This window comes from Rugamonas brunnea (genome assembly GCF_014042345.1).
GTDB classification, from domain to species: domain Bacteria; phylum Pseudomonadota; class Gammaproteobacteria; order Burkholderiales; family Burkholderiaceae_D; genus Rugamonas; species Rugamonas brunnea.
In genome coordinates this window covers 400,515-423,811 of sequence record NZ_JACEZT010000001.1, presented here as the reverse complement: position 1 = coordinate 423,811, position 23,297 = coordinate 400,515, and the positions used below count along the sequence as shown (strand labels likewise).

At 65.3% G+C, this 23,297-nt stretch carries 23 protein-coding genes and 1 tRNA gene; 14 read left to right on the top strand and 10 right to left on the bottom strand.

Annotated elements, in window-relative coordinates; all coding sequences use genetic code 11:
- Window positions 1-12 precede the first annotated feature (12 nt).
- A complete protein-coding gene (locus H3H37_RS01890) occupies window positions 13-690 on the top strand; it encodes a YceH family protein (RefSeq protein ID WP_182160284.1) in 678 nt (225 codons plus the stop codon).
- Window positions 691-724: 34 nt separating this feature from the next.
- Here H3H37_RS01890 and H3H37_RS01885 read toward each other — a convergent pair whose 3' ends face one another.
- The 3 genes from H3H37_RS01885 to H3H37_RS01875 are packed head-to-tail and all read right to left on the bottom strand — an operon-like array spanning window position 725 to window position 2,879.
- On the bottom strand, window positions 725-1,660 hold the full coding sequence (locus tag H3H37_RS01885; protein ID WP_182159543.1) for a hypothetical protein: 936 nt from the start codon (window positions 1,658-1,660) through the stop codon (window positions 725-727).
- Window positions 1,657-2,514, bottom strand: a complete 858-nt coding sequence (locus H3H37_RS01880) for an ABC transporter ATP-binding protein (protein WP_182159540.1) — start codon at window positions 2,512-2,514, stop codon at window positions 1,657-1,659. Before H3H37_RS01880 ends, H3H37_RS01885 begins: the two co-directional genes overlap by 4 nt.
- The gene (locus H3H37_RS01875; protein ID WP_182159537.1) at window positions 2,511-2,879 is read right to left on the bottom strand and encodes a GntR family transcriptional regulator; all 369 of its coding nucleotides are present in this window, start codon (window positions 2,877-2,879) and stop codon (window positions 2,511-2,513) included. Before H3H37_RS01875 ends, H3H37_RS01880 begins: the two co-directional genes overlap by 4 nt.
- A gap of 164 nt (window positions 2,880-3,043) precedes the next feature.
- Here H3H37_RS01875 and H3H37_RS01870 point away from each other — a divergent pair, with 164 nt between their 5' ends.
- The 4 genes from H3H37_RS01870 (at window position 3,044) to H3H37_RS01855 (ending at window position 6,008) form a co-directional block, all read left to right on the top strand.
- The gene (locus H3H37_RS01870) at window positions 3,044-3,625 is read left to right on the top strand and encodes a DUF1439 domain-containing protein (RefSeq protein WP_182159535.1); all 582 of its coding nucleotides are present in this window, start codon (window positions 3,044-3,046) and stop codon (window positions 3,623-3,625) included.
- A gap of 5 nt (window positions 3,626-3,630) precedes the next feature.
- Window positions 3,631-4,509, top strand: a complete 879-nt coding sequence (locus H3H37_RS01865; RefSeq protein ID WP_182159532.1) for a class I SAM-dependent methyltransferase — start codon at window positions 3,631-3,633, stop codon at window positions 4,507-4,509.
- Window positions 4,510-4,652: 143 nt separating this feature from the next.
- Entirely contained in the window at window positions 4,653-5,162 is a 510-nt protein-coding gene (locus tag H3H37_RS01860) for a DUF6622 family protein (protein WP_182159529.1), read from the top strand.
- A gap of 96 nt (window positions 5,163-5,258) precedes the next feature.
- On the top strand, window positions 5,259-6,008 hold the full coding sequence (locus H3H37_RS01855) for a hypothetical protein (RefSeq protein WP_182159527.1): 750 nt from the start codon (window positions 5,259-5,261) through the stop codon (window positions 6,006-6,008).
- Window positions 6,009-6,020: 12 nt separating this feature from the next.
- Here the strand turns inward: H3H37_RS01855 and H3H37_RS01850 are convergent, their stop codons facing one another.
- On the bottom strand, window positions 6,021-6,332 hold the full coding sequence (locus tag H3H37_RS01850) for a cupin domain-containing protein (protein WP_182159524.1): 312 nt from the start codon (window positions 6,330-6,332) through the stop codon (window positions 6,021-6,023).
- Between the two features lie 143 nt (window positions 6,333-6,475).
- Here H3H37_RS01850 and H3H37_RS01845 point away from each other — a divergent pair, with 143 nt between their 5' ends.
- A complete protein-coding gene (locus H3H37_RS01845) occupies window positions 6,476-7,432 on the top strand; it encodes a helix-turn-helix domain-containing protein (protein ID WP_182159521.1) in 957 nt (318 codons plus the stop codon).
- Between the two features lie 37 nt (window positions 7,433-7,469).
- Here the strand turns inward: H3H37_RS01845 and H3H37_RS01840 are convergent, their stop codons facing one another.
- The 4 genes from H3H37_RS01840 to H3H37_RS01825 all read right to left on the bottom strand — a co-directional run bounded on the left by H3H37_RS01840 (window position 7,470) and on the right by H3H37_RS01825 (window position 10,345).
- Window positions 7,470-8,273, bottom strand: a complete 804-nt coding sequence (locus tag H3H37_RS01840; RefSeq protein ID WP_182159518.1) for a transporter substrate-binding domain-containing protein — start codon at window positions 8,271-8,273, stop codon at window positions 7,470-7,472.
- A 70-nt stretch (window positions 8,274-8,343) separates the two neighbouring features.
- The gene (locus H3H37_RS01835; protein WP_182159515.1) at window positions 8,344-9,102 is read right to left on the bottom strand and encodes a UDP-2,3-diacylglucosamine diphosphatase; all 759 of its coding nucleotides are present in this window, start codon (window positions 9,100-9,102) and stop codon (window positions 8,344-8,346) included.
- A gap of 57 nt (window positions 9,103-9,159) precedes the next feature.
- Window positions 9,160-9,654 (bottom strand): peptidylprolyl isomerase, encoded by a 495-nt coding sequence (locus H3H37_RS01830; protein ID WP_182159513.1) that lies wholly within the window; start codon window positions 9,652-9,654, stop codon window positions 9,160-9,162.
- A gap of 76 nt (window positions 9,655-9,730) precedes the next feature.
- A complete protein-coding gene (locus tag H3H37_RS01825; RefSeq protein WP_182159510.1) occupies window positions 9,731-10,345 on the bottom strand; it encodes a peptidylprolyl isomerase in 615 nt (204 codons plus the stop codon).
- A gap of 284 nt (window positions 10,346-10,629) precedes the next feature.
- Here H3H37_RS01825 and cysS point away from each other — a divergent pair, with 284 nt between their 5' ends.
- The 6 genes from cysS to H3H37_RS01795 all read left to right on the top strand — a co-directional run bounded on the left by cysS (window position 10,630) and on the right by H3H37_RS01795 (window position 16,849).
- On the top strand, window positions 10,630-12,021 hold the full coding sequence (gene cysS, locus H3H37_RS01820) for a cysteine--tRNA ligase (RefSeq protein WP_182159508.1): 1,392 nt from the start codon (window positions 10,630-10,632) through the stop codon (window positions 12,019-12,021).
- Complete coding sequence (locus H3H37_RS01815; RefSeq protein WP_182159505.1) at window positions 12,021-12,689, top strand: DNA-3-methyladenine glycosylase family protein; 669 nt, start codon at window positions 12,021-12,023, stop codon at window positions 12,687-12,689. The genes cysS and H3H37_RS01815 overlap by 1 nt, the downstream gene beginning before the upstream one ends.
- A gap of 64 nt (window positions 12,690-12,753) precedes the next feature.
- Window positions 12,754-13,728, top strand: a complete 975-nt coding sequence (locus tag H3H37_RS01810; RefSeq protein WP_182159502.1) for an acetyl-CoA carboxylase carboxyltransferase subunit alpha — start codon at window positions 12,754-12,756, stop codon at window positions 13,726-13,728.
- A 118-nt stretch (window positions 13,729-13,846) separates the two neighbouring features.
- Window positions 13,847-15,253, top strand: coding sequence for a tRNA lysidine(34) synthetase TilS (tilS, locus tag H3H37_RS01805; protein WP_229218600.1), 1,407 nt, complete (start codon window positions 13,847-13,849; stop codon window positions 15,251-15,253).
- A gap of 141 nt (window positions 15,254-15,394) precedes the next feature.
- On the top strand, window positions 15,395-16,642 hold the full coding sequence (locus tag H3H37_RS01800) for an aspartate kinase (RefSeq protein WP_182159500.1): 1,248 nt from the start codon (window positions 15,395-15,397) through the stop codon (window positions 16,640-16,642).
- A gap of 114 nt (window positions 16,643-16,756) precedes the next feature.
- Window positions 16,757-16,849: transfer RNA gene (locus H3H37_RS01795), tRNA-Ser, on the top strand.
- Between the two features lie 214 nt (window positions 16,850-17,063).
- On the opposite strand, the gene H3H37_RS01790 is transcribed toward H3H37_RS01795, so the two are convergent.
- Together H3H37_RS01790 and H3H37_RS01785 are read right to left on the bottom strand one after the other, a co-directional pair.
- Window positions 17,064-17,942, bottom strand: coding sequence for a 4Fe-4S dicluster domain-containing protein (locus H3H37_RS01790; RefSeq protein ID WP_182159497.1), 879 nt, complete (start codon window positions 17,940-17,942; stop codon window positions 17,064-17,066).
- Between the two features lie 14 nt (window positions 17,943-17,956).
- Window positions 17,957-20,920, bottom strand: a complete 2,964-nt coding sequence (locus H3H37_RS01785) for a molybdopterin-dependent oxidoreductase (protein ID WP_182159494.1) — start codon at window positions 20,918-20,920, stop codon at window positions 17,957-17,959.
- A gap of 231 nt (window positions 20,921-21,151) precedes the next feature.
- Between H3H37_RS01785 and H3H37_RS01780 the strand changes: the two genes are divergently transcribed.
- Together H3H37_RS01780 and H3H37_RS01775 are read left to right on the top strand one after the other, a co-directional pair.
- The gene (locus H3H37_RS01780; protein ID WP_182159491.1) at window positions 21,152-22,174 is read left to right on the top strand and encodes a VOC family protein; all 1,023 of its coding nucleotides are present in this window, start codon (window positions 21,152-21,154) and stop codon (window positions 22,172-22,174) included.
- Between the two features lie 81 nt (window positions 22,175-22,255).
- Window positions 22,256-23,296 carry an oxidoreductase gene (locus H3H37_RS01775; RefSeq protein ID WP_220456302.1) on the top strand — a complete coding sequence of 347 codons (1,041 nt, stop codon included), beginning with the start codon at window positions 22,256-22,258 and terminating at the stop codon, window positions 23,294-23,296.
- Window position 23,297: the final 1 nt, after the last annotated feature.

Below are 23,297 nucleotides of genomic sequence, written 5' to 3'. Positions count from 1 at the left end.
ACGTACATGAACATGGCATCGTCGCCGGAAGGCACTGAAATACTGGACCCGTTTGAAATCCGCGTGCTGGCCGTGCTGGCCGAGAAGGAAGGGCTCACGCCGGACAACTATCCGCTGTCGCTGAACGCGCTCACCAACGGCTGCAACCAGCTGTCGAGCCGCGATCCGGTGATGTCGATTTCGGAAGAGACGGTGGCCGACGTGCTGCAGCGGCTGATGCAGCGCAAGCTGGTCAACGGCATCACGCAGGCGGGCGCGCGCGTGACCAAGTACGAGCACCGCATGCGCATCAAGTGGTCGCTGGAGCAGGACAAGCTGGCCGTGCTCACCATCCTCATGCTGCGCGGCTTGCAGACGGCCGGCGAGATCCGCACCCGCACGGGACGGCTGCATGAGTTCAAGAGCGTGGCCGATGTTGAACATGCGCTGCAGTTCCTGATCGACAAATATCCGCCGCTGGTGTCGCGGCTGGCGCTGGCGCCCGGCACCAAGGAGCCGCGCTACGGCCAGTTGCTGGGCGGTGAGGATGCGCTGGCACGCGAGGAAACGGCGGCCGGTTATGCCGGCGCCGTGAGCGCGCCCCAGCAGGGCAGCCGGGTGGCGCAGCTGGAGCAGGAAGTGCAGCAGTTGCGGCGCGATTTCGAGGATTTGTCGGCGCAGTTCGCGGAGTTCCGCAAGCAGTTCGAATAAGTGTCGTACCCGCGAAGGCGGGTACCCATTGCCCTTAACCTTCCTCGCGCCGGCGCCGCATCCATATGGCCACGGCGATCATCGCCACGCCGGCCGCAACGCCCACCCACAGGCCGGGCTGGCCCAAGGTGGCCCAGGATGAGGCCAGCAGCCCTTCGCCTTGCATTGCCTGGCGATCTTCCAGGTTGGTGAACAGCACCCACGATCCCGGCGCCACGCCCAGCAGGATGCGGGCGACGATGGTGTGCAGGAACCAGCTGGAATCGACACCGAGGCGCAGCACCTTGTCGGCCCAGCCCATCAGCATGGCCGCCAGCAGCGGTCCGCCCACGGCCCACAGGAACACCTTGGAGCGCGCCATGCTCGACACCATCAGCAGCCAGCCCACCGTGGGCAGCGCCCACAGCATGTAGACCGGCAGCAGCGACAGGACGCGCAGCGGGGCCAGATACAGGTCGGGCGTGGCCAGCACTTCGCCGAACAGATTGGAACCGTGGAGCAGCAGCATGCCGCAGGCGGCCAGCAGCAACAGCAGCGATTCCACCGTGCCGATGGCGATCACGATCAGCGGCGCCACCACCAGTGCCAGCGCCACCTTGGACAGCACGGTGGCGCGGTCCGAGATTGGCAGCGACTTCCAGAACAGGATGCTGCGGTCGCGCCGCTCGTCGTGCAGCGCGCCCAGACAGTAGAAGAACACGAGCACGCCCAGCATCATGAACAGGGGCAGGGCGGCGGCCATGTAGTGCCGGGTCATCGCGGCCGCCATGCCGGTGCGCGCGTGACCTTCGACGATAACGTCGCCGATGGGGCCGCCGACGCCGTTGACTTCGTAGGTGAAGTTATGCCCGAGCAGCAGGGCGGTGCCGGCCAGCAGCGCGACCAGCGCGGCGGCCGCCAGCGGCGCCCACAGCAGCATGCCCTTGTGTTCCCAGAATTCGCGCCGGATCAGCCATTTCATCGTATTCATGCGTATGTCTCCTTCATCGTCGCCACGAACAGGTCGGCCACGCTGGGTGTGCGGGTTTCGCCGAAATTGGCCAGCTGGGTGCGGGCCACGCCGTCGAACAGCATCACGGCCTTGCCGAACACGTTGCGCTGGCTCAGCGGCTGCAGCGCGTTGGCGGCGGCCACGAACTGCGGTTCCACCATCACTTCCGTGAAGCGGTCGCCCACTTCGTCCATGGAGGCCGACAGCGTGATCTTGCCCTCGCGGATGAACATCAGGTCGGTCAGGATGTGTTCCACTTCCTCGATCTGGTGGGTGGTGATGAGGATGGTCTTGTTCTCGTCGAAGTAGTCCTCCAGCAGATTCTGGTAGAACTGCTTGCGGTACAGGATGTCCAGGCCCAGCGTGGGCTCGTCCAGCACCAGCAGGCGCGCGTCGATCGCCATCACCAGCGCCAGGTGCAGCTGCACCACCATGCCCTTGGACATGGCCTTGACCTTCATGTCCATGGTCAGCTTGGTGCTGGCCAGGTAGCGTTCGGCCTTGGCGCGGTCGAAGCGCGGATGCACGCCCTGCACGAAGTCGAGCGCCTCGCGCACGCGCAGCCAGCGCGGCAGGATGGCCACGTCGGCGATGAAGCACACTTCGTTCATCAGTTCCTCGCGCTGGGTGCGCGGGTCCAGGCCCAGCACGGACAGTTCGCCGTCGAACGGCGTCAGGCCCAGCATGGCTTTCAGTGTGGTGGTCTTGCCCGAGCCGTTGGGACCGATCAGGCCGACCACGCGGCCGGGCTGGATTTCGAAGCTGGCGTCGTCCAGCGCCGTCTGTTTGCCGTAGCGCTTGACGAGGTGGCGGGCCGTGACGATGGCGCTCATGATGCCGCTCCCGGCTGGGCCGTCTTCAGCAACTGTTCCAGGTCCAGGCCCAGGCGGCGGATGCGTTCCACCATGGCTGGCCATTCCTCGCGCAGGAAGCGCTCCCGTTCCGTGGCCAGCAGCTTGTCGCGGGCGCCGTCGATCACATACATGCCTACTCCTCTTCGTTTTTCCACCAGCGCTTCGTCCACCAGTTCCTGGTAGGCGCGCGAGACGGTGATCGGGTTGAGTTGATAATCGGCCGCCACCTGGCGCACCGAGGGCAGGGCGTCGCCCGGTTTGAGCAGCCCGTCCAGCATCATGCCCACCACCCGCTCCTTGAGCTGGCGGTAAATGGGCGTGTGTTCGTTCCAGCCGATGTTCATGGTGGTTCCCATGGTTGTGAGGGTGTTATGGTGAACTATAACACCAAATATCAAAAAAACAAGCTTGAATTGCAGCAGTGCCGGGTGCCGGCGGGCGGATGTGGAATAATGGCGCACTTTCATTGGCTTCAAATATTCAGTCTCAGGATCGGAAAACACTCACCATGACCAACCTCACCAAACAGGGCGCCGTGCGGCGCTGGATCACCGTGCGCGGCGCGCCGCTGCTGCTGGCCGGCTTGCTGGGCGCCTGCGCCACGCTGATCGGCCCGCGCCAGGTCGAGCTGCCACAGGACCGGCTGCAGCACAGCATGGATCGCCGCTTCCCCATGCACCAGCGGGCGCTGGGCATCCTCGACGTGGAACTAAGCCACCCGCAATTGACGATCCTGGACCAGAACGACCGCGTGTCGCTGTCGCTGGACGCCAACGTGGCGCCGCTGCTGGCGCGCCAGTCGTGGAACGGCAGCATGGCCATCTCGGGCCGGCTCACGGTGGACCGGACCCGCAACGCCGTCTATCTGGCCGACGCGCACGTGGACCGCTTCGTGTTCGATGGCCTCGATGAAGGGCGCCAGCACCAGGTGGCCAGCATCGCCAACCTGCTGAGCGAGAAGGTGGTGCGCGACATGCCGATCTACACCTTCCGTCCCGAAGACCTGCGCTACGCGGGCGTGCAGTTCGCGCTGACGGGCATCGGCACCCGTCCCGGCGCGCTGGTGGCGACGGTGGAACCGGCCCAGTAACCATAATGTCCACACCGGACGCGCCCGGCGCGGGCTTGTTGCAGCAGGGCGTGGCCAGTCGCAGCGCGCTGACGGTGGCCATGCTGCGCGCAGCCCACCAGTTGCTGGACCAGCCGCCGCTGTTCAACGATCCGCTGGCCCTCGCCATCCTGGGCCCTGAAAATGGCGCGACGGTGCGCGACGATCCCGCGCAGTTCGACGCGGGCATGCGCCGCATGGTGCGCCTGGCCATGGCCGTGCGCAGCCGGCTGGCCGAGGATGAACTGGCGCAGGCCGTCGGGCGCGGGGTGACGCAGTACGTGCTGCTGGGCGCGGGCCTGGACAGCTACGGCTGGCGTCCACACCCGCCGGGCCTGCAGGTGTTCGAAGTGGACCATCCGGCCACCCAGGCGTGGAAGCGCGGCCTGCTGCAACAGGCGGGGCTGGCCACCCCGGGCAGCGTCCATTTCGTTCCCGTCGATTTCGAGCGCGACCGCCTGGCCGACGCGCTGCGCGCCGCCGGCTGCCGGCTGGACCAGCCGGTATTCTTCTCCTGGCTGGGGGTGACGCTGTACCTGACCCGTGCGGCCATCTTCGATACGCTGGCGATGGTGGCCAGGCTGCCGCCCGGCAGCGCCATCGTGTTCGACTACGGCGTCACGCCGTCCTTGCTGGAACCCATGGAGCGGTGGGCCGTGAACCAGTTCATGCGCAAATACGCGGCCGAGGGCGAGCCATGGCTGTCCTTCTTCGCGCCCGACGCGCTGGCCGCCGAGCTGTGCGCGCTGGGTTTTGGCGCCGTGTGCGACGTCGGCCCGGCCGAACTGGCGGCCCGCTACGGGGCTGGCCATCCCTACATCACCCGCTTTGGCGGCGCCACGCATCTGATGCTGGCCACGGTATAGCGCCGGCCTCGCCGGTCGCTGCATTTCGCGCCGTCTGGATGCAGTTGGCGCCATGGCAGCATCGTTTTGTCGCTTCGATGCCTGCGCCCCGAGCGTACCCGGCATAGTGGACCCACTTCTTCAACACACCAACGGAGTCCACCATGTTGCAGCAAATCGTCAGCCACACCCCGATCTATGTCTGGTTCATCCTGGCCTTCCTGATCTCGCGCGGCGTGGCCGCCAGCGCCGACCGCGACGTGACCATGCGTAGCCTGGTCATCATTCCCGCCGTGATGCTGGTGTTGTCCTGGCTCGATATCGACAACAAGTTCGGCGTCGACGGCGTAGTCGGCGCAAGCTGGGTGGTGGGGGCGCTGACCGGCGCCGGCCTCATATGGCGCAACTTCGACAACGCCAGCATCGCCTATGATCCGGCCAGTGGCGCGATCCGCCTGCGCGGCAGCTGGATGCCGCTGGCGCTGATGATGGCCATCTTCTGCACCAAGTACGCGGTCGCCGTGCTGGTGGCGGTGCTGCCCGCAGCCCGCGAGCATGCGCTGTTCGTGGTGGCCGTGTGCGTCGTGTTCGGCATGTTCAACGGCGCCTTCCTGGGACGCCTTGCATGCCAGCTGGCCGTCTGCCAGCGCGCCATCGGCACGGTGCGGGCTTGAACGGGACTGGCTTTCCCGGCCTGGTGGCGATGCGGGTTGTCGCCACCGGGCAGAGGTTCTACAATCGGCCCCATTGTTTTTTCAGATAGGGCAGTCATGGCCATTTTTGGTATAGGTTTGCATGTGCTGGTGGCGTTGTTCTTCGCCGTGCACGTGATCCGCAGCGGGCAGCAGATGTACTGGCTGCTGATCCTGTTCTCGTTCCCCATGTTGGGCAGCATCGTGTATTTCATCGCGATCTACCTGCCCAATTCGCGGCTCGACCACGGCGCCCGCAAGGTGGTGGCCGCCGCCGCCCGCACGCTGGACCCCACGCGCGAGCTGCGCGAGGCGCGCGCCGCGTTCGACTACACGCCCACCGCGCAGAATCAGATGCGTCTGGCCGCCGCCCAGCTGGCGGCGGGTGATGCCGATGGCGCCACCGCCAGCTACGAAGCGTGCCTGCAAGGCCCGTTTTCCGGCGATCTGGAGATCCGCTACGGCGCGGCATGCGCCAACGTGGCCAGCAAGCGGGCGCAGGCCGCCGTCGGCCACCTGGAACTGATCCGCCAGCGCGATCCCAATTTCCGCGCCGAGCAGGTGTCGCTGCTGTTGGCGCAGGCGCTGGCCGGCGCGGGGCGGCAGGATGAGGCGAAGGCGGAGTTCGAATTCGCGCTGGCGCGCTTCGGCAGCTTCGCCGCGCGCGCGGAATTCGCCATCTGGGCCGCCGCCACGGGCGACGCGGCGCTGGCGCGCCAGCTCTATCCTGAACTGGAGCGCACCATGGCGCGCTGGAACGGCGCCACCCGCGACATGAACGCGGCGCTGATCCGCCGCCTGAATTCCGCCATGAGCGGCATCCGCTAACTTTGCCACGCTTCAGCGTTCGACGGCCTTTTCGATGACCAGCACGCGCGCCTCGCCGCGCGGATGGGCCACGTGGGCGCATCCCCCGCCGGCGAAGAACACGTCACCGGCATGCAGCACGGCGCTGCCTTCTTCCCCGGCTTCGCGATAGAACATCTCGACCGTGCCATCGAGCACGGCGAACACTTCCTCGCCATCGTTGACATGCCATTCAAACGGCTGGTCGGTCCAGTGCAGGCGGCTGGAGATACCGTTCATGGTGGCGATGTCGATCGCGCCCCAGGCGCGGTTGGCTGTGAATTCGCGGCTTCTGATCACTTGCATGCTGTTTCCCCTTGCGTTGGATGGGCCGCGCCCGATGCGGCGACCCATGGCGGTAGTGTGGCCGCGCGCGGCTCGCGCCACCAGTGGCCCGAATACACATCTTCGATATAATCGGGCCAATCCATCAACAGGCCGGGAGCGGCATGCAAACCCATACCATCGCCGTGCTGGCGTTCGACGGCATCAGTCCTTTTCACCTGTCCGTGCCGTGCAATGTGTTCGGCGCCGACTGCAACGAGGACGGACAGCGCCGCATCGCCTTGCTGGTGTGCGCCCAGCAGCGTGGCCTGCTGCGCACCAGCGCGGGCTTCGATATCCAGGTGCGCCATGGGCTGGCTGCGCTGGCGCGGGCCGATACGGTGATCGTGCCCAGTTGGACCAGCCCGGACCACGCGCCGCCGCCGGCGCTGTTGCGGGCCTTGCGCGCGGCCCATGCGCGCGGCGCGCGCGTGGTGGGGTTGTGCCTGGGGGCGTTTGTGCTGGCGGCGGCCGGTTTGCTGGACGAGCGCCCCGCCACCACGCACTGGCAGGGGGCGGATGCGCTGGCGCGCCGCTACCCGCGCGTGCGCGTGCAGCCGGACGTGTTGTACGTGGACGATGGCGACGTGTTGACCTCGGCCGGCACGGCCGCCGGCATCGATTGCTGCCTGCACTTGCTGCGGGCCTTGTGCGGCAGCGCCGTGGCCAGCCACGTGGCGCGCTGCATGGTGGTGCCGCCGCACCGGCAGGGTGGCCAGGCCCAGTACGTGGAGCGGCCGATGGCCGATGCGGTGGGCGGTGAGCGCTTCCTGGCGCTGCTGGACTGGCTGGGCCGCCATCTGCACCAGCAGCATGACCTGGATGCGCTGGCCGCACGGGCGCTGATGAGCCGTCGCAGTTTCACGCGCCGCTTCCGGCAGGTGACGGGAGCGACGGTGCTGCAATGGTTGTTGGCGCAGCGGCTGGCGCTGGCGCAGCAATTGCTGGAATCGAGCGCGCATCCGGTGGAGCGGGTGGCGGAGCTGGCGGGATTCGGTTCGGCGCTGTCGTTGCGCCAGCATTTCGGCAAAGCGCTGGGCACCACGCCCAGTCGCTACCGGCGCGAATTCGGCAACGTGTGAGCGCGTGCGTGCCTGAGCACCTGGGCACGCGCGGGTACTAGGGGTGCTGATGTCCCTTGCGCTCATCCTCGGCGCCATGCGAACTGCGCACGGCACCGCCAGTGGCCGTGATGGCCTGATTGATCTTTTCCATCACCTGGGGCGAGATGTCGCGGCTGCAGACGATGTAGCGTTTCAGGCCGGGCGGCATGTCGGGGAAGTCCAGCCGGGTGGTCGAACGCAGGATTGGTTCGCGGCGGTGGACGTATTCCCAGTCTTCGCGGTCCACCAGCATGAACGAGGCGCGGCCCACGCTGAGCATGCGCATCATGGAGGTGGTGTCGACCGTGCGGCGCATGATCTGGTTGGCGCTGTGGGCGATCATGGCGTCCAGTTCCGGGCCGTAGGATACGCCATCGACCACGCCCAGCGTCAGTTGCTGGTCCGCCAGCAGCGTGGCCAGCGTGCTGTGGCTTTTTACCCGATCGAGCGCGGCGGCCGACACCAGCACGCTGTGCGGCGGATCGATGGAGATGGGCAGCGTGTATTGGCTCACCGCCTCGCGCTCGGGCAGGCGATACCAGCTGAACGAACAGTAGTTGGTGGCGCCGTGGCTGAAATTGGCCCAGATCCGCTTCTGCGGTTCTGGCGCCAGGCGGGTGGCGATGCCGGCGGCGGCGAAGATGGCTTGCGTGCGCTCCAGCAGGAAGCCCAGGGGCATGCCGTTTTCAAGGTAGTGATAGGGCGGTTTGTCGCGCCAGCTGACCGTGATGATGGGCGAAGCCGGTGCGGCGACGCTGGTCCCCAGCAGCAGTAGTGTTGCCAGCAGGGCAGGGCGCGCGTTGTTCGGGACGGTCAGCATATGCAAGCGATTATAGGCAGCACGCTGGCGAAAGTCACGCCGATAGCAAAGCTGCAATGCCGGCGCGTGCTCAGGCGTCCAGCGTGCCGTCCAATTTGTGGCGTGTGATGGCGCCTTGCGCGTCGATGGCGATCCAGCCGCCGCGCGGCGGGGTGGCGTCCGGCTCCCAGTCCGGCAGCACGTAGCGGCGCGTGTCGCCCACCGTATGCAGGGCGGGGCGGTGGGTGTGGCCGTGGATCATGATGCGCGCGCCCGTGTCCTTGAAGACGGCGGCGATGGCCGGCGGCGCCACGTCCATGATCTCGTACGATTTGCTGCCCTGGTCCTCGCGGCTGCGCTCGCGCATGCCGGCGATGATGGCCTTGCGCTGGGCCAGCGGCATGGCCACGAACTGCTGCTGCCACTGGGGCTGGCGCACCATGGCGCGAAATTCCATGTACTTGGTGTCGTCCGTGCACTGGGCGTCGCCGTGCAGCAGCGCCACGCGCTGGCCGCCGATGGTGGCCACGTGGATTTCCGGCAGCAGGGTCAGGCCGGCCGCCTGCGCGAAGCCGGCGCCGACCAGGAAGTCGCGGTTGCCGGCGATCCAGTACACGGCCACGCCGGCATCGGCCACGCGGCGCAGCGCCTTGACGATGCGCTGGTGATAGGGATCGTCGAGATCGTCGTCGCCGGCCCAGTATTCGAACAGGTCACCCAGCAGGTACAGTTCGCGCGCGTGGCGCGCATGCTGCTCCAGGAAGGCCAGGAAGGCGTCGGTGGTGTGCGGGTGGGACGCTTGCAGGTGCAGGTCGGAGATGAATAACGCGAGCGGGTGCGGTGTGGGCATTGCGGGAATCCGGAAAGGCCGCCGCCACGGGTGCGGCGGCCTTGGTTGGAGCGTCGATTAGGCGGCAGCTTCGACTTTTTCGATGATCACGTCTTCCACTGGCACGTCGGCGAACATGCCGCTGCGGGTGGTCTTGACCTTGCGGATCGCGTCGACCACGTCGGTGCCGTCGGTCACTTTACCGAACACGGCGTAGCCCCAGCCGTCCTGGCCTGGGTAGTCCAGGAAGCTGTTGTTTTTCACGTTGATGAAGAACTGGGCCGAGGCCGAGTGCGGGGCCGAGGTGCGGGCCATGGCCAGGGTGTAGGGCTCGTTCTTCAGGCCGTTCTTGGCTTCGTTTTCCACCGTGGTGTCAGCTGGCTTTTGCTTCATGCCTGGCTCAAAACCGCCGCCCTGGATCATGAAACCATCGATCACGCGGTGGAAGATGGTGTTGTTGTAGTGGCCGGCGTTCATGTAGGCCAGGAAGTTGGCGACCGTCTTCGGTGCTTTTTCAGCGTCCAGTTCGGCGGTGATCTTGCCCAGGTTGGTGGTGATGATAACGGTGGTCATAAGGCATCCATGTGTGAGTTGTTATTCAAATTCTGTCCCGGCGCGCGCGCCGCGCGTGGCCGGGCAAACCGCTATTTTACAGTTTTGGCTGCACGGGGGTCTTTAATATCGTGGCCGAGGTGATCTCCACCGGCACCACGGGCACATTCTGGAACATGCCCTTGTCGTCCACCAGCACGCCCTTGATCTTGTCGACCACTTCCTGGCCCTTCACCACCTTGCCGAACACGGTGTAGCCAAAGCCGTCCATGCCCGGGTAGTTGAGCGACTGGTTGTCGGCCACGTTGATGAAGAACTGCGAGGTGGCCGAGTGCGGATCGGCCGTGCGTGCCATGGCGATAGTGTAGGGGGCGTTGGTCAGGCCGTTATTGGCTTCGTTCTGGACCGGTTTCTTGGTCGGTTTCTGTTTCAGGTTCTTGTCGAAACCACCGCCCTGGATCATGAAGCCGTCGATCACGCGGTGGAAGATGGTGCCCTTGTAGTAGCCGCTCTTCACGTATTGCAGGAAATTGTCCACCGTCTTGGGCGCCTTGTCATGGTCGAGTTCGACGACGATTTCGCCCATGCTGGTTTTCATCGACACTTGCGGCGTGGCGTCGGCTGCCAGCACGGCGCCGGACAGGGCCACGCCCGCGAACAGGCTCATGAATTTGCCGGCGATGGGCAGGCGTTGTTGCAGGGTGGAAAGCATGTTGGATTCCTGGTCAGATGGGATGTGCTTAAAAGTAAAGTAATTGAATATTCGCAGGGTGCTGCAAAAAACCTAAGGTATATCGGGCCAGCCGGGATTTTATCAATGCTATACTTGACGACGACGTTCCATTCTAACCCGACAAGGTTGGAAAAAAGAACAATAACGAGGACCCCGTCAGTTTCCATGGTGATCACCCGCGTGCCGGCGCCGCACCCTCCAGTGTGGGCGCCACGGCGCCGTATTGCCTGACTGACCGGTGCCTGCATAACAGCAAGAGTGCGATGAGCAATTTAAAGATTTACAACACGCTGGCGCGTGACAAGCAGACCTTCGTTCCCATGGTGGCGGGCAAAGTGGGCATGTATGTCTGCGGCATGACCATCTACGATTACTGCCACATCGGCCATGCCCGCATGATGATGGCCTTCGACGTGATCTACCGCTGGCTGCGCGCCAGCGGCTACGACGTCAACTACGTGCGCAACATCACCGACATCGACGACAAGATCATCAAGCGCGCCGTGGAGAACGGCGAATCGATCGGCCAGCTGACCGCGCGCTTCACCCAATACATGGACGAGGACACGACGGCGCTGGGCATCCTGCCGCCGACCCAGGTGCCTCGTGCCACCCAGTACGTGCCGCAGATGCTGGCCCTGATCGAGCAGCTGGAGAGCAAGGACCTGGCCTACCAGGGCGCCGATGGCGACGTCAATTACGCCGTGCGCAATTTCCCGCAATATGGCCGCCTGTCGGGCAAGTCGCTCGACGATCTGCGCGCCGGCGAGCGCGTGGACGTCAACACCGGCAAGCGCGATCCGCTCGACTTCGTGCTGTGGAAGTCGTCCAAGGAATCGGAGCCCGAGGAAGTCAAATGGGACTCGAAGTGGGGCAAGGGCCGCCCGGGCTGGCACATCGAGTGCTCGGCCATGTCGTGCGCGCTGCTGGGCGAACAGTTCGACATCCACGGCGGCGGCGCCGACCTGCAGTTCCCGCACCATGAGAACGAGATCGCCCAGTCCGAAGGCGCGTTCGGCCACACCATGGTCAACTACTGGATCCACAACGGCTTTGTGCGCGTCGATAACGAGAAGATGTCCAAATCGCTGGGCAACTTCTTCACGATCCGCGACGTGCTCAAGAAATACGACGCCGAAGTGGTGCGCTTCTTCATCCTGCGCGCCCACTACCGCAGCCCGCTCAACTACTCGGACGCCCACCTGGACGACGCCCGCGGCGCCCTCACGCGCCTGTACACGGCGCTCGACGGCGTGGACGGCGACGGCCAGCCGCTGGACTGGAACGAGGAACACGCCAAGCGCTTTGCCGAAGCCATGGACGACGACTTCAACACCCCGCTGGCCGTGGCCGCGCTGTTCGACCTGGCCACGGAACTGAACAAGACCAAGTCGCCCGTGCTGGCGCGCCAGCTTAAGGGCCTGGCCGGCGTGATCGGCCTGCTCGAACGCACGCCGCAGCAATTCCGCCAGGCCAGCGTGGGCGAGGCCGCCGGCCTGGATGAAGCGGCCATCGCCGACGCCATCGCGCGCCGCAAGGCCGCCAAGCAGGCGCGCGATTTCGCCGAGTCGGACCGCATCCGCGCCGAACTGCTGGCGGCCGGCGTGATCCTCGAAGACAAGCCTGACGGCAGCACCAACTGGCGCCGCGCATAATGGTTCCCGCCAAGGAGATGAACGTGGGCGGCGCTGCCGCCGCTGCGACGGCGGCCGTGCCGCCGTACTGGGAAGAAGCCAAGATCGAGCTGATGAAGCGGGACCGCATCATGAAGAAGCTGATCCCGCAATTTGGCGACCTGCACCTGGTCGGCCATGACGACCCGTTCACCACCCTGGCCCGTTCCATCGTTGGGCAGCAAGTGAGCCCCAAGGCGGCCGACGCGGCCTGGCGCAAGCTGCTGCTGGCCTGCCCCAAGTGCACGCCGGCCCAGGTGCTCAAGGCCGGCGCCGAGCAACTGGCCGGCTGCGGCCTGTCCAAGCGCAAGACCGAATACATCCTCGACCTGGCCGACCACTTCAAGGCGCGCCGCGTGCACGCCAGCCAGTGGGACCAGATGGAGGACGAGGCCGTGATCGCGGAGCTGGTGCAGATCCGCGGCATCACGCGCTGGACGGCCGAGATGTTCCTGATCTTTAACCTGCTGCGCCCCAACGTCCTGCCGCTCGACGACCCCGGCCTGATCCAGGGCATCAGCGTCAATTATTTTTCCGGCGAACCCGTTTCGCGCAGCGACGCGCGCGAGGTTTCGGCCAACTGGGAGCCATGGCGCACGGTGGCCACCTGGTACTTATGGCGTAGTCTGGACCCGGTTCCTGTAGAATAATGACTCTAATCGCCGGGCGCGGTCTTTTTTCGTTCGCCCGGCTGAGCAAAAACACGGAGGTACAATGACTAAAACGACTTTCCTCAACTTCGAGCAACCGATCGCGGAACTCGATTCCAAGATCGAAGAGCTGCGCTTCGTACAAGACGATTCGGCCGTCGACATCTCGGAGGAGATCGACCGTCTGGCCAAGAAGAGCCAGCAGCTGACCAAGGACATCTACGCCAAGCTCACGCCCTGGCAGGTCGCGCAGATCGCGCGCCACCCGCAGCGCCCCTACACCATGGACTACGTGAACGAAATCTTCACCGACTTCCATGAACTGCACGGCGACCGCAGCTACGCCGACGACCTGTCCGTGGTGGGCGGCCTGGCCCGCTTCAACGGCCAGGCCTGCATGGTGATCGGCCACCAGAAGGGCCGCGACACCAAGGAACGCGCGATGCGCAACTTCGGCATGCCCAAGCCCGAAGGCTATCGCAAGGCCATGCGCCTGATGAAGCTGGCCGAAAAATTCGGCATCCCCATTTTCACCTTCGTCGACACCCCGGGCGCCTTCCCCGGCATCGACGCGGAAGAGCGCGGCCAGTCGGAAGCGATCGGCCACAACCTGTACGTGATGGCGGAACTGAAAGTGCCGCTGATCGCCACCATCATCGGTGAAGGCGGTTCCGGCGGCGCGCTGGCCATCGCCGTGGGCGACGCCGTGCTGATGCTGCAATACGCGACCTATTCCGTGATCTCGCCAGAAGGCTGCGCCTCCATCCTGTGGAAGACCTCCGAGCGCGCCGCCGACGCGGCCGAAGCGCTGGGCCTGACCGCGCACCGCCTGAAAGCGATGGGCCTGATCGACAAGATCGTCAACGAACCGCTGGGCGGCGCCCACCGCGATCCGAAGCAGATGGCCACGCTGCTCAAGCGCGCGCTGGCCGACTCGCTGCGCCAGTTCCACGGCATGAAGACCAAGGACCTGCTGGCCGCGCGTCACGAAAAGCTGATGAGCTACGGCAAGTTCAAGGAAACCACGCCGCAGGAATAAGCACGGGGCGGCCAACGCCTTCCGTCCCCTGGCAGACATACGAACCGGGGACGGGCCACGCGCGGGGAGCGATTCCCCGGCGCGTGGCCCGTCCCCGGTTTTCTCTTTGGAGCATTGATTGAACAAGCAACAACTCCCCACGCTGGCCTCCACCTTCGCCCAGACGCTGGACGCGATCGGGCAGGGCGCCACCGCCCGCATGGCCGTCGCCCTCAGCGGCGGGCTCGATTCGTCCGCGCTGCTGCACCTCGCGCATGCGTGGGCGTGCGCGCATGGCGCCGCGCTGCACGCCTTCCACGTCCACCACGGCCTGAGTCCCAACGCCGACGCGTGGCAGGCGCACTGCGAGCAGGCCTGCGCCGCGCTGGGCGTGCCGTTCGGCGCGCGCCGCGTGCAGCTGGACCCGGGCGCCGGCACCGGCACGGAAGCGGCAGCCCGCAAGGCCCGTTACGCCGCGCTGGGCGGCATGTGCCGCGAACACGGCGTGACGCTGCTGCTGACGGCCCACCATCTCGACGATCAGGCCGAAACGGTGCTGCTGCAACTGCTGCGCGGCTCCGGCCCGGCCGGCCTGTCCGGCATGGATGCGGCCAACGCCGCGCCCGGCCTGCTCGACAACGATACCTTGCTGATGGCGCGCCCGCTGCTGTCTGCCTCGCGCCCGCAATTGGAGGCTTACGTGGCCGAGCATGGCATCGCCTACGTGAACGATGAGTCGAACAGCGATCCCCGCTTCGCCCGCAACGCCTTGCGCCACCAGGTGATGCCGGCGCTGGCGCAAGCCTTCCCCGGTTTCCAGCAGCGCTTCGCGCGCAGCGCCGCACACGCGCAATCGGCCCAGCGCCTGCTGACGGAAATCGCGCAGCAAGACCTGGCCGCCTGCCTCGATGGCGATTGCATCGACATCGGGCGCCTGCGCCAACTGAGCCTGGACCGCAGCTACAACCTGCTGCGTCACTGGTTCGGCACGCGCCAGCTGCGCATGCCCAGCACGGCCTGGCTGTCCGAGATGGTGACGCAACTGCTGGAGGCGCGCTACGACGCGCAACTGCTGGTCACCCATCCCGACTGCCACGTGCGGCGCCACCGCGACCGTTTGTATCTGACGCCCAAGCTGGCCGACTTGCCCGGCACGCGCGAAGACCAGTTCGACCAAAGCCCCGGCCAGGACTTCGTGTGGCAGGGCGAAACGTCGCTGGCCTTCCCGGCCTACGGCGGCGTGCTCCATTTCGACGCGGCCGACAGCGGTTTCGCGCCCGACTGGCTGCGCGCCCAGGCGCTGGTGATCGAATTCCGGCGCGGCGGCGAACGGCTCAAGCTGGCCCCCAACCGGTCCACCCGTCCGTTGAAATACCACTACCAGGAGTGTGGGATTCCAGCCTGGGAACGCGGCCGCCTGCCCGTGGTGCGCACGGCCGCCGACGTGCTGTACGCGGCCGGGCTGGGCATGGATTGCCGTCATGTGAGCGACGGGTCAGGGCAGGGCGCGGGGCAGCGCATCGCCTTGCGCTGGGAGTCTGTATAGACAAGCTTGCATTCTCGCAATTTTGTATGTAGATATGCCGATTCAGTATGATTTTATGCGGTTTTTGTCTTGTTATTTTGCAGTGCGGCATGTACAGTAAAGGGCTCCATTTATTCAAATTTGAGCGGAAAACTCACTGTTATGGCTTTAATCGTGCACAAATACGGCGGTACGTCGATGGGTTCGACGGACCGTATCAAGAACGTCGCGCGTCGCGTTGCAAAATGGCATGACGCAGGACACCAGATCGTCGTGGTGCCGTCGGCAATGTCGGGCGAAACCAACCGTCTGATCGCGCTGGCGAAAGAAATCCAGGCCCAGCCTGATCCCCGCGAACTGGACATGATCGCCTCCACGGGCGAGCAAGTGTCGGTCGGCCTGCTGTCGATGGCGCTGCTGGCGCTGGGCAAGCAAGCCGTGTCCTACGCCGGCTGGCAAGTGGCGATTAAAACCGATTCCGCTTTCACCAAAGCCCGCATTCAATCGATCGACGACGAAAAAGTGCGTCGCGACCTCGACGCCGGCAAGATCGTCATCATCACCGGCTTCCAGGGTGTGGACGAGCATGGCAACATCTCGACCCTGGGCCGTGGCGGTTCGGACACCTCGGCCGTGGCCATCGCCGCCGCCATGAAGGCGTCCGAGTGCCTGATCTTCACGGACGTGGACGGCGTGTACACGACCGACCCGCGCGTGGTGTCCGAAGCGCGCCGCCTGAAAGCCATCACGTTCGAGGAAATGCTGGAACTGGCATCGCTGGGCTCGAAAGTCTTGCAGACCCGTTCGGTGGAATTCGCCGGCAACTACCGCGTCCCCACGCGCGTACTGTCGTCGCTGACCGACCCAATGATAGACCTGGAAGAAGAAGCCAACTCGGGCACCCTGATTTCGTTTGAGGAAGATACACACATGGAACAAGCAGTCATCTCCGGCATCGCATTCAACCGTGACGAAGCCAAAATCACCGTGCTGGGCGTGCCGGACCGTCCAGGCGTGGCCTACCACATCCTGGGCCCGGTGGCCGATGCCAACATCGAAGTGGACATGATCATCCAGAACCAGTCCGTCGATGGCAAGACCGACTTCACGTTCACCGTGTCGCGCAACGACTACGCCAAGGCGATGGACGTGCTGAACGCGTGCAAGGAAGAACTGGGCGCCGCCAGCTTCCAGGGCGATGCCAAGGTGTCGAAGATTTCCGTGGTCGGCGTGGGCATGCGCAGCCACGTGGGCGTGGCCTCGCAGATGTTCCGTACGCTGTCGGAAGAGGGCATCAACATCATGATGATCTCCACCTCCGAGATCAAGATTTCCGTGCTGATCGACGAGAAATACATGGAGCTGGCCGTGCGCGCGCTGCACAAAGCGTTCGAGCTGGAAAAAGCGTAAATATTTCGAAAAAAAATCGCCACTAACCTTGACCAAACAGACGACGGTCTATACTATGGCGGTCGTCTGCTCTAGCGCAGTTTGGTTAGAAAGACATAGTTGAGCAATCGACTAGGAGACGTGGCCGAGTGGCCGAAGGCACTTCCCTGCTAAGGAAGCATACGGGCAAAACCTGTATCGTGGGTTCGAATCCCACCGTCTCCGCCAGAACAAATAGAAAAGCCTCCCCTGCGGGAGGCTTTTTTATTTGTTCGGACGGAAACGGTGAGATTCGAAGGGTTTGCGCGTGCCGCGCAAACCCTCTCCGAATCGCCCAACTGCTGCCGCTGCGCGGCAGCCCCGCGCGCCGTGGGCGCGCGACGCGTGCGTCATCTACATTACGCCTCTGTTTGAGAACGCATGTAGCCGCCATCGGCTCCCCTCAAGCGTCGCATGCTTCCCGCACCTGTTGCTGACGCGCCGCCAGCGTCACAACCTCCACACTGTTACCAGCCGCATCAGTCCGCACCGCCATCCGCACCGTCTCAAATCCCGGGTGCTCGAACACCAGCGTATAAGACAGCGGCTCGTCCGGCAGCGCATCGACCTTGAAATCGCCAAACCAATCCGTCGTCGCCTGCGCGACCGGCGTCCCATCGCGCAGCAGCGTCACGTGGCAGCCCTGCAGGCAATCGAGCGTGCCGTCCTCGCGTTTGACGACGCTGCCCGCCACATAGCGCCGGTTCATCCGGTGCAGATTCTTGTAGTAGACGCGGGGCGCACCGCCGAGTTCGGGCCGCGACACCTGCAATCCCTCGTCGCGCGCCAACGCCCGCATGTCCTCGTCGCTGACCTTCAGCGCCCGATAAGCGCCGCTGGGGCAAGCCTGCTGGCAGCGCGGTTCGGTCCATCCCGCGTCGAGCAGGTGTGCGTCGAAGATCCAGATCTGCGGCAATTGCTGTTCCTCGTTCCACTGGATCGCGCCATGCGGGCACTTGTCGACCAGATCGCGGCGCCCCTTGGCCTTGAACGGATCGATCAGCACGATCCCATCGGCACGCTTGACCACCGCCCCCTCGGCGCCCTCGGCGCAATGGGGCTGGTCGCAATGGTTGCACATGGCCGGCATGTAGGCCATGTCCATGTGCTCGTCCGCGCCGCGCACGTGGCGGCGGATTTCGATCAGCGGTTGGGCGTCCTTCGCCTGCGGGCCGGCGTAGCCGGGAAAATCGTTGCCGACGTGCTCATCCAGCGCGGCCAGCGTGCAGTTGGCGCAGTTGTTGCACTGGGCCACATCGACGATCAGATTCCATTTTTTCATGTTGTCTCTCCTTGTCAAACGGCGGCGAAGTCCGCCACATCCCAGCGTTCCACCTCGACCAGGCATGAGGTGGCCATGGCCTCGGTGCCCTTCATCATGCGGCGGTCCGAGGTCAGCAGATTCAGGCAGCCGCCGCGGTCCACCATGCCTTTGGCGGTCTGGATAAAGTCCACTTCGGCGCTCGATTCGTAGCCCTTGATCACACCGGGCCGCACCGTGGGCAGCAAGTCCGCCACGCACAGGACGGCGCCACGGTCGTTGTAGAGGCGTACCAGGTCGTGCTGGCCGATGCCGCGCCGGCGGGCATCGTCCGGATTCAGGTTGATGATCCAGTAGGGATAACCATCCACGCGCACGCGGTGCTCGGCCAGGGCGTTGAGGAAACCGTCCTTGCCGTCGTGGTGGGTGTGGAAGCTGTAGCGCGAATGGGACGACACCATCTGCAACGGGAAACGCGCCACCAGTTCCTTCGTCTGCAAGCCTTCCCAGGACGGGATGTAGCGGTTCAGCGGCGGCCGCTCCTCGCTGTCGGGACAGTGGCGCTGCAAGGTGGTCGGCACGAATTCGATCTTGCCGGACGGCGTTTGCAGGCCCTCGCCGAATTCCTCCGCATACTGCGACGGCAAGGGGCTGGGTTCGGGCGCGTCCTTCTTGCGCCCTTCGGCATACCAGCGGAAGTAGGGCGGTTCGCGCAGCGCTTCCGAGGCCGCCGGCGGGACCACGTAGTAGCCTTTCTCCAGGAATTTCTTCCACGAGATGTGCTTGGGCAGGTCGGACGAATCGAACACGCGTTTGCACCAGTCCAATTCGCTGCAGCCTTCCGAGAACACGGCGCCCAGGCCCATGCGGTTGAGGATTTCAAGGAAGATCTGGTAATCGGATTTCGATTCGCCCAGCGGCTCGATGCACTTGTGCTGCATCACAAGCATCCGATGGTTGAGCTGCGCCTGGGCGTCGTGCGCGTAGCCGCCGGCGCCGGCCCACTCGCCGATGTCCCAGCGTTCGAGCTGGGTGCACGCGGGCAGGATCACGTCGGCGAATTTCGCTTCGCCTTCGAACCAGATCGACTGGTTGACGACGAACTCCAGCGACGGATGGCGGTAGGCCTCGACGAAGCGCCCCGAGCGGGCAATGGTGCCGAAGGACGAGCCGCCATAGCGGTACAGCATGTGTATCCTGGAATAGCCCGGCATCGGATAGGTGTAGGGCGCGAATTGCGCTTCGAGCGTCATGCCGTCCCACAGGTGGCCTTCGCAATGGCCGTTGACGATGGCCTCGGGGAAGCGCTGGCGCGGCACCATCTGCTTGACCGGATTGGCGGTCAGCACGTGCGGCATGCGCACGTAGTTGTGCAGCGCCGACGCGGTCCAGTTCAGTTCACCGGAAATGCCGCCGTCGGCGTAACCGGGGAAGTAGAAGGAAAAGTCGAGTGGCGTGCCGAACTGCATGGCGCCCAGGTTGATGCCCGGCTTGCCCCAGCCCTGCATCGCCATCATCATGATCATGGCGCGCGCCCACTGGGCGCCGGTGGCGTTGCGGCCGGCCCCGCCCAGGCCGGCGCCGCCGGGCACCAGGTGGGTCTTGCGGGTCGCCCACAGACGGGCCAGCGCGCGCACGGTGGCGGCCGGCACGCCCGTCTCCGGCTCCTGCCATTCCGGCGTCTTGGGGATGCCGTCGTCCTTGCCCAGCAGGTGGTCGCGCCATTGATCGAAGCCGGTGGTGCGGGTGCGCACGTATTCCTTGTCGTACAAGCCTTCGTCCACCCACACATACATGATCGCCTGTGCCAGCGCGGGATCGGTGGCGGGGCGGGGCGCGATCCACTTGCCGCCCATTAGCTGGGCGGTGGCATTGAATACGGGGTCGATATGCACCGAGGGAATGCCCAGGTCCTTGCTCCATAGCCGCCGTTCCGTCCCTTCGGAGCCGGCGTAGGCGCCCGCCGTCTTCTCGGGATCGCTCGACCAGTAGACCACCAGTTCGGCGTGCTGGAGGCAGTCCTCCGCGATGCCGTAGGGACCGGGCAGGCCCACCCGCAGGCTGTTGCCGAAATGGTGCATGGCGCCCCAGTACCAGCCCTCCCACGAATCGGGATTGGGATGCACGCGCGTGAAACCGATCAGATTGCCGAACCGCGGCAACGAGCTGAGGTAATAACCGACGTTGCCCCACGAATGGTGGGAGCTTTGGTAGATGGCCATGGCGCCGGGGCCGTACTGGCGCTTCATGCGCTTGATCTCGCCCGAGACGATGTCGAGCGCCTCGTCCCAGCTGATGCGGACATATTCCGAGATGCCGCGGTTGGCGATGTTGCGCTCGCCGTGGACGTCGAAATCGACCCGTTTCATCGGATACAGCAGGCGCCGCTCGGAGTACACCAGCGATTTCAGGCTCAGCGCGTGGGCGCTGACGGTGGCTTGCCGGCGCGGCGTGAAGCTGCGGCCGCGTGCCCGTATCGTCCAGCTAGCCGCGTCGTCGGCGTCCAGGTCGATCGGCGTGGTGCGCACGATGCGGCCATCCTTCACGTACACGAACAGCGGGCCGCCGTTGGTGTTGGTGGTGTGGCGCGTGGTGCCGTCGGCCATCTGGCGGCCGGACGGCAGGCCGGCCGTCTGGATCATGTTGAGCATCTGCATGAACCACACGACCAGCGCATCGCGGCCCGTGACCACCACCTTGAAGGTCTTGGCGGCGTGCACGACATCGGCCTGGCGCACGGGCGGCACCATGAACGTGAGCGCGGTGCGCAGGTCGCGGAACGTCATCGTCACATCCGGCTTGGGGTGCTGGCCGGCGCGCGCGGTGACGCGGCCACCCGAGAACACGTAGTGGCGGACGACGCTGCCGTCGCGCAGCCCGATCTGGGCCACGCAATTGTGGCGGTGCATGAACGCCGACAACGGCGCATGGCGCATCGCGCTCAGGCGCAGCACGTGCGTCAGCGAATAGAGGATGGTGCGCAGGGTGAGCTTTTGCATCGTATCTCCGAAATGGCTTGTTATTGATGTCGTGTGCCGGCACGTGGCAGCTTGCATTTGCTCGCGCCGGATGCGGCTTTCCAGCTTGGTTGATTTGCATCAATTAATCATATTGACGGCAGAGTCAGTATGACAGAGCATTCAATCGTTGGGAAGCGGCGCATGACGGGAAACAGCAACAGCGCGCCGCCAACGCCCGATAAAACCACGACCATTGACAAGGAGACAGGCATGGACAAGAAGAACGTGAGGACGGAGCAGGGGCAGACGGTGGCAGCGCAGGACAGCGTGTTCAACCGGGTGCGGATGGGGTACGCCGTGATCGAATCGCGCGAGGCGAAGGCCTGGCAGCTCCTGCTGGGCAAGGCGCTTGGCATGCAGGCGGACGTGCTGCCGGACGGGGCGGTGGCGGCCCGCATGGACGACCATGCGCGGCGGCTGATCGTGGTGCCCGGCCCCTCGGAAGACCTGCAGGCGCTGGGGCTGGAACTAGCCGACGAGCACGCGCTGGCGATCGTCTTGCGGCGCCTGGACCAGCGCGGCATCGCGGTGCGGGAATCCACAGCGGCGGCAGCGCAACAGCGTGGCGTGCGGCACTACTGGCATTTCACCGGCCCCAAGGGCCTGGCGATCGAGTTGTATTACCAGCCCAGTTTGGTGAACACCCCGCCGCGCATGGCCACCAGCGGCTTCGTCACGGGCGACAAGGGTTTCGGCCATGTGGCCATGTCCACCCGCCGGCCCGAGCAGATGAAGCAGTTCTGGCGCGAGATCTTCGACCTGCGGCACACCGACGACGTGCATTACACGATCAGCGGGGTGCCGTTGCTGTTCGAATTCATGCGGCTCAACGAACGGCACCATTCGATCGCCTTCGTCTACACCCCGAAGATCAGGCTGGACCCGATCCGCACGCGCATCCAGCATCTGGAGGTGCAGGCCGCGACGCTCGATGACCTGAGCGCCGCCTGGGAGCGTTGCCGCGAGCTGGGGCTGGCGGTGGCCATGAGCGTGGGCCAGCACGCCAACGACAAGGCCATCTCGTTCTATGTCCAGACGCCGTCCGGCTTCGAGATCGAGTTCGGCTGGAATCCTGTGGTGGTGGACGAGGCCAGCTGGCAGCCGGCCGTCTGGGACCGCATCAGCACCTGGGGCCATCATTTCGAGGGACAGTCGCTGGGCGGCCGCCTTGGCCAGTTGGGACGCAGCGTGGCATCGCTGCTGCGCAAGGAGTATGTGCCGGCCGGGTTCTAGAAAACGCCAGGGTGGTCACGCCGTCAACATTCTGCGAATGACTTATAATGTGTAAGCGATTTGCTTAATGGAGAACGAATAATGCAGCGATATGCCGTAGGTCTGATCGGTTATGGCGTCGGCGGCGCCATCTTCCACGCCCCGATGATTGCTGCCATACCGGGCCTGAAGCTGGCCCGCGTGGCCAGCCGCAGCGCCGATCCGGAGGCGTTGCGCCACGCTTACCCCGGGGTGACGCGCGACGACACGCCGCAAGCCATGCTGGACGATCCGGCCATCGCCCTGGTGGTGGTCTGCACGCCCAACGCCAGCCATTACGCGCTGGCCAAGGCAGCGCTGGAGGCGGGCAAGCATGTGGTGGTGGACAAGCCGTTCGTGCTGTCGTCGGCCGAAGGGGATGCCTTGGTGGCGCTGGCCAGCGAGAAGGGCCTGCTGCTGAGCGTCTATCAAAACCGGCGCTGGGACGGCGACTTCCTGACGCTGCGCGACGTGGTGGCATCGGGCGAGCTCGGTCCCATCCACACCTACCGCGCCCATTTCGACCGCTACGCGCCGCAAGTGAAACGCAGTTGGAAATCCGAGGCGCAGCCGGGATCGGGCGTGTTGTGGGATCTGGGCTCGCACCTGATCGACCAGGCCTTGCAACTGTTCGGTCTCCCGCGCGCCGTCACGGCGCAGGTTTGCATCCAGCGTGAAGGCGCGCAAGTGGAAGACGCGTTCGAACTGGTGCTGGACTACGGCGACCGCAAGGCCGTGCTGCACGCCAGCGCGCTGGTGCGCGCGCCCGGTCCGCGCTATGAAGTGCACGGTACGCAGGGCAGCTTCATTAAATACGGCGTCGACACCCAGGAAGACACGCTGAAGGGCGGCGGGCGTCCCGGCGACGCGGGCTGGGGCCACGACCTGCCGGCCCATTACGCCACCATCACCGGCGCCGATGGGACCAGCCGCGTGCTGCCTACCATCCCCGGCGATTACCGGACCTACTATGCCGGCATCCATCGGACGCTGGCCGAAGGCGCGCCGCCGCCGGTGGCGGCCGGGGATGCCGTGGCCGTGGTGCGCGTGATCGAATGCGCCTACCGCAGCCACCATGAACGCCGCACCATCGATTTCGCTTGAG

Bases quoted from the DNA above. Each gene is read 5' to 3' on its own strand.
- H3H37_RS01890 (WP_182160284.1), top strand. From the start codon at position 13: ATGGCATCGTCGCCGGAAGGCACTGAAATACTGGACCCGTTTGAAATC.
- H3H37_RS01885 (WP_182159543.1), bottom strand. From the start codon at position 1,660: ATGAATACGATGAAATGGCTGATCCGGCGCGAATTCTGGGAACACAAG.
- H3H37_RS01880 (WP_182159540.1), bottom strand. From the start codon at position 2,514: ATGAGCGCCATCGTCACGGCCCGCCACCTCGTCAAGCGCTACGGCAAA.
- H3H37_RS01875 (WP_182159537.1), bottom strand. From the start codon at position 2,879: ATGAACATCGGCTGGAACGAACACACGCCCATTTACCGCCAGCTCAAG.
- H3H37_RS01870 (WP_182159535.1), top strand. From the start codon at position 3,044: ATGACCAACCTCACCAAACAGGGCGCCGTGCGGCGCTGGATCACCGTG.
- H3H37_RS01865 (WP_182159532.1), top strand. From the start codon at position 3,631: ATGTCCACACCGGACGCGCCCGGCGCGGGCTTGTTGCAGCAGGGCGTG.
- H3H37_RS01860 (WP_182159529.1), top strand. From the start codon at position 4,653: ATGTTGCAGCAAATCGTCAGCCACACCCCGATCTATGTCTGGTTCATC.
- H3H37_RS01855 (WP_182159527.1), top strand. From the start codon at position 5,259: ATGGCCATTTTTGGTATAGGTTTGCATGTGCTGGTGGCGTTGTTCTTC.
- H3H37_RS01850 (WP_182159524.1), bottom strand. From the start codon at position 6,332: ATGCAAGTGATCAGAAGCCGCGAATTCACAGCCAACCGCGCCTGGGGC.
- H3H37_RS01845 (WP_182159521.1), top strand. From the start codon at position 6,476: ATGCAAACCCATACCATCGCCGTGCTGGCGTTCGACGGCATCAGTCCT.
- H3H37_RS01840 (WP_182159518.1), bottom strand. From the start codon at position 8,273: ATGCTGACCGTCCCGAACAACGCGCGCCCTGCCCTGCTGGCAACACTA.
- H3H37_RS01835 (WP_182159515.1), bottom strand. From the start codon at position 9,102: ATGCCCACACCGCACCCGCTCGCGTTATTCATCTCCGACCTGCACCTG.
- H3H37_RS01830 (WP_182159513.1), bottom strand. From the start codon at position 9,654: ATGACCACCGTTATCATCACCACCAACCTGGGCAAGATCACCGCCGAA.
- H3H37_RS01825 (WP_182159510.1), bottom strand. From the start codon at position 10,345: ATGCTTTCCACCCTGCAACAACGCCTGCCCATCGCCGGCAAATTCATG.
- cysS (WP_182159508.1), top strand. From the start codon at position 10,630: ATGAGCAATTTAAAGATTTACAACACGCTGGCGCGTGACAAGCAGACC.
- H3H37_RS01815 (WP_182159505.1), top strand. From the start codon at position 12,021: ATGGTTCCCGCCAAGGAGATGAACGTGGGCGGCGCTGCCGCCGCTGCG.
- H3H37_RS01810 (WP_182159502.1), top strand. From the start codon at position 12,754: ATGACTAAAACGACTTTCCTCAACTTCGAGCAACCGATCGCGGAACTC.
- H3H37_RS01800 (WP_182159500.1), top strand. From the start codon at position 15,395: ATGGCTTTAATCGTGCACAAATACGGCGGTACGTCGATGGGTTCGACG.
- H3H37_RS01790 (WP_182159497.1), bottom strand. From the start codon at position 17,942: ATGAAAAAATGGAATCTGATCGTCGATGTGGCCCAGTGCAACAACTGC.
- H3H37_RS01785 (WP_182159494.1), bottom strand. From the start codon at position 20,920: ATGCAAAAGCTCACCCTGCGCACCATCCTCTATTCGCTGACGCACGTG.
- H3H37_RS01780 (WP_182159491.1), top strand. From the start codon at position 21,152: ATGGACAAGAAGAACGTGAGGACGGAGCAGGGGCAGACGGTGGCAGCG.
- H3H37_RS01775 (WP_220456302.1), top strand. From the start codon at position 22,256: ATGCAGCGATATGCCGTAGGTCTGATCGGTTATGGCGTCGGCGGCGCC.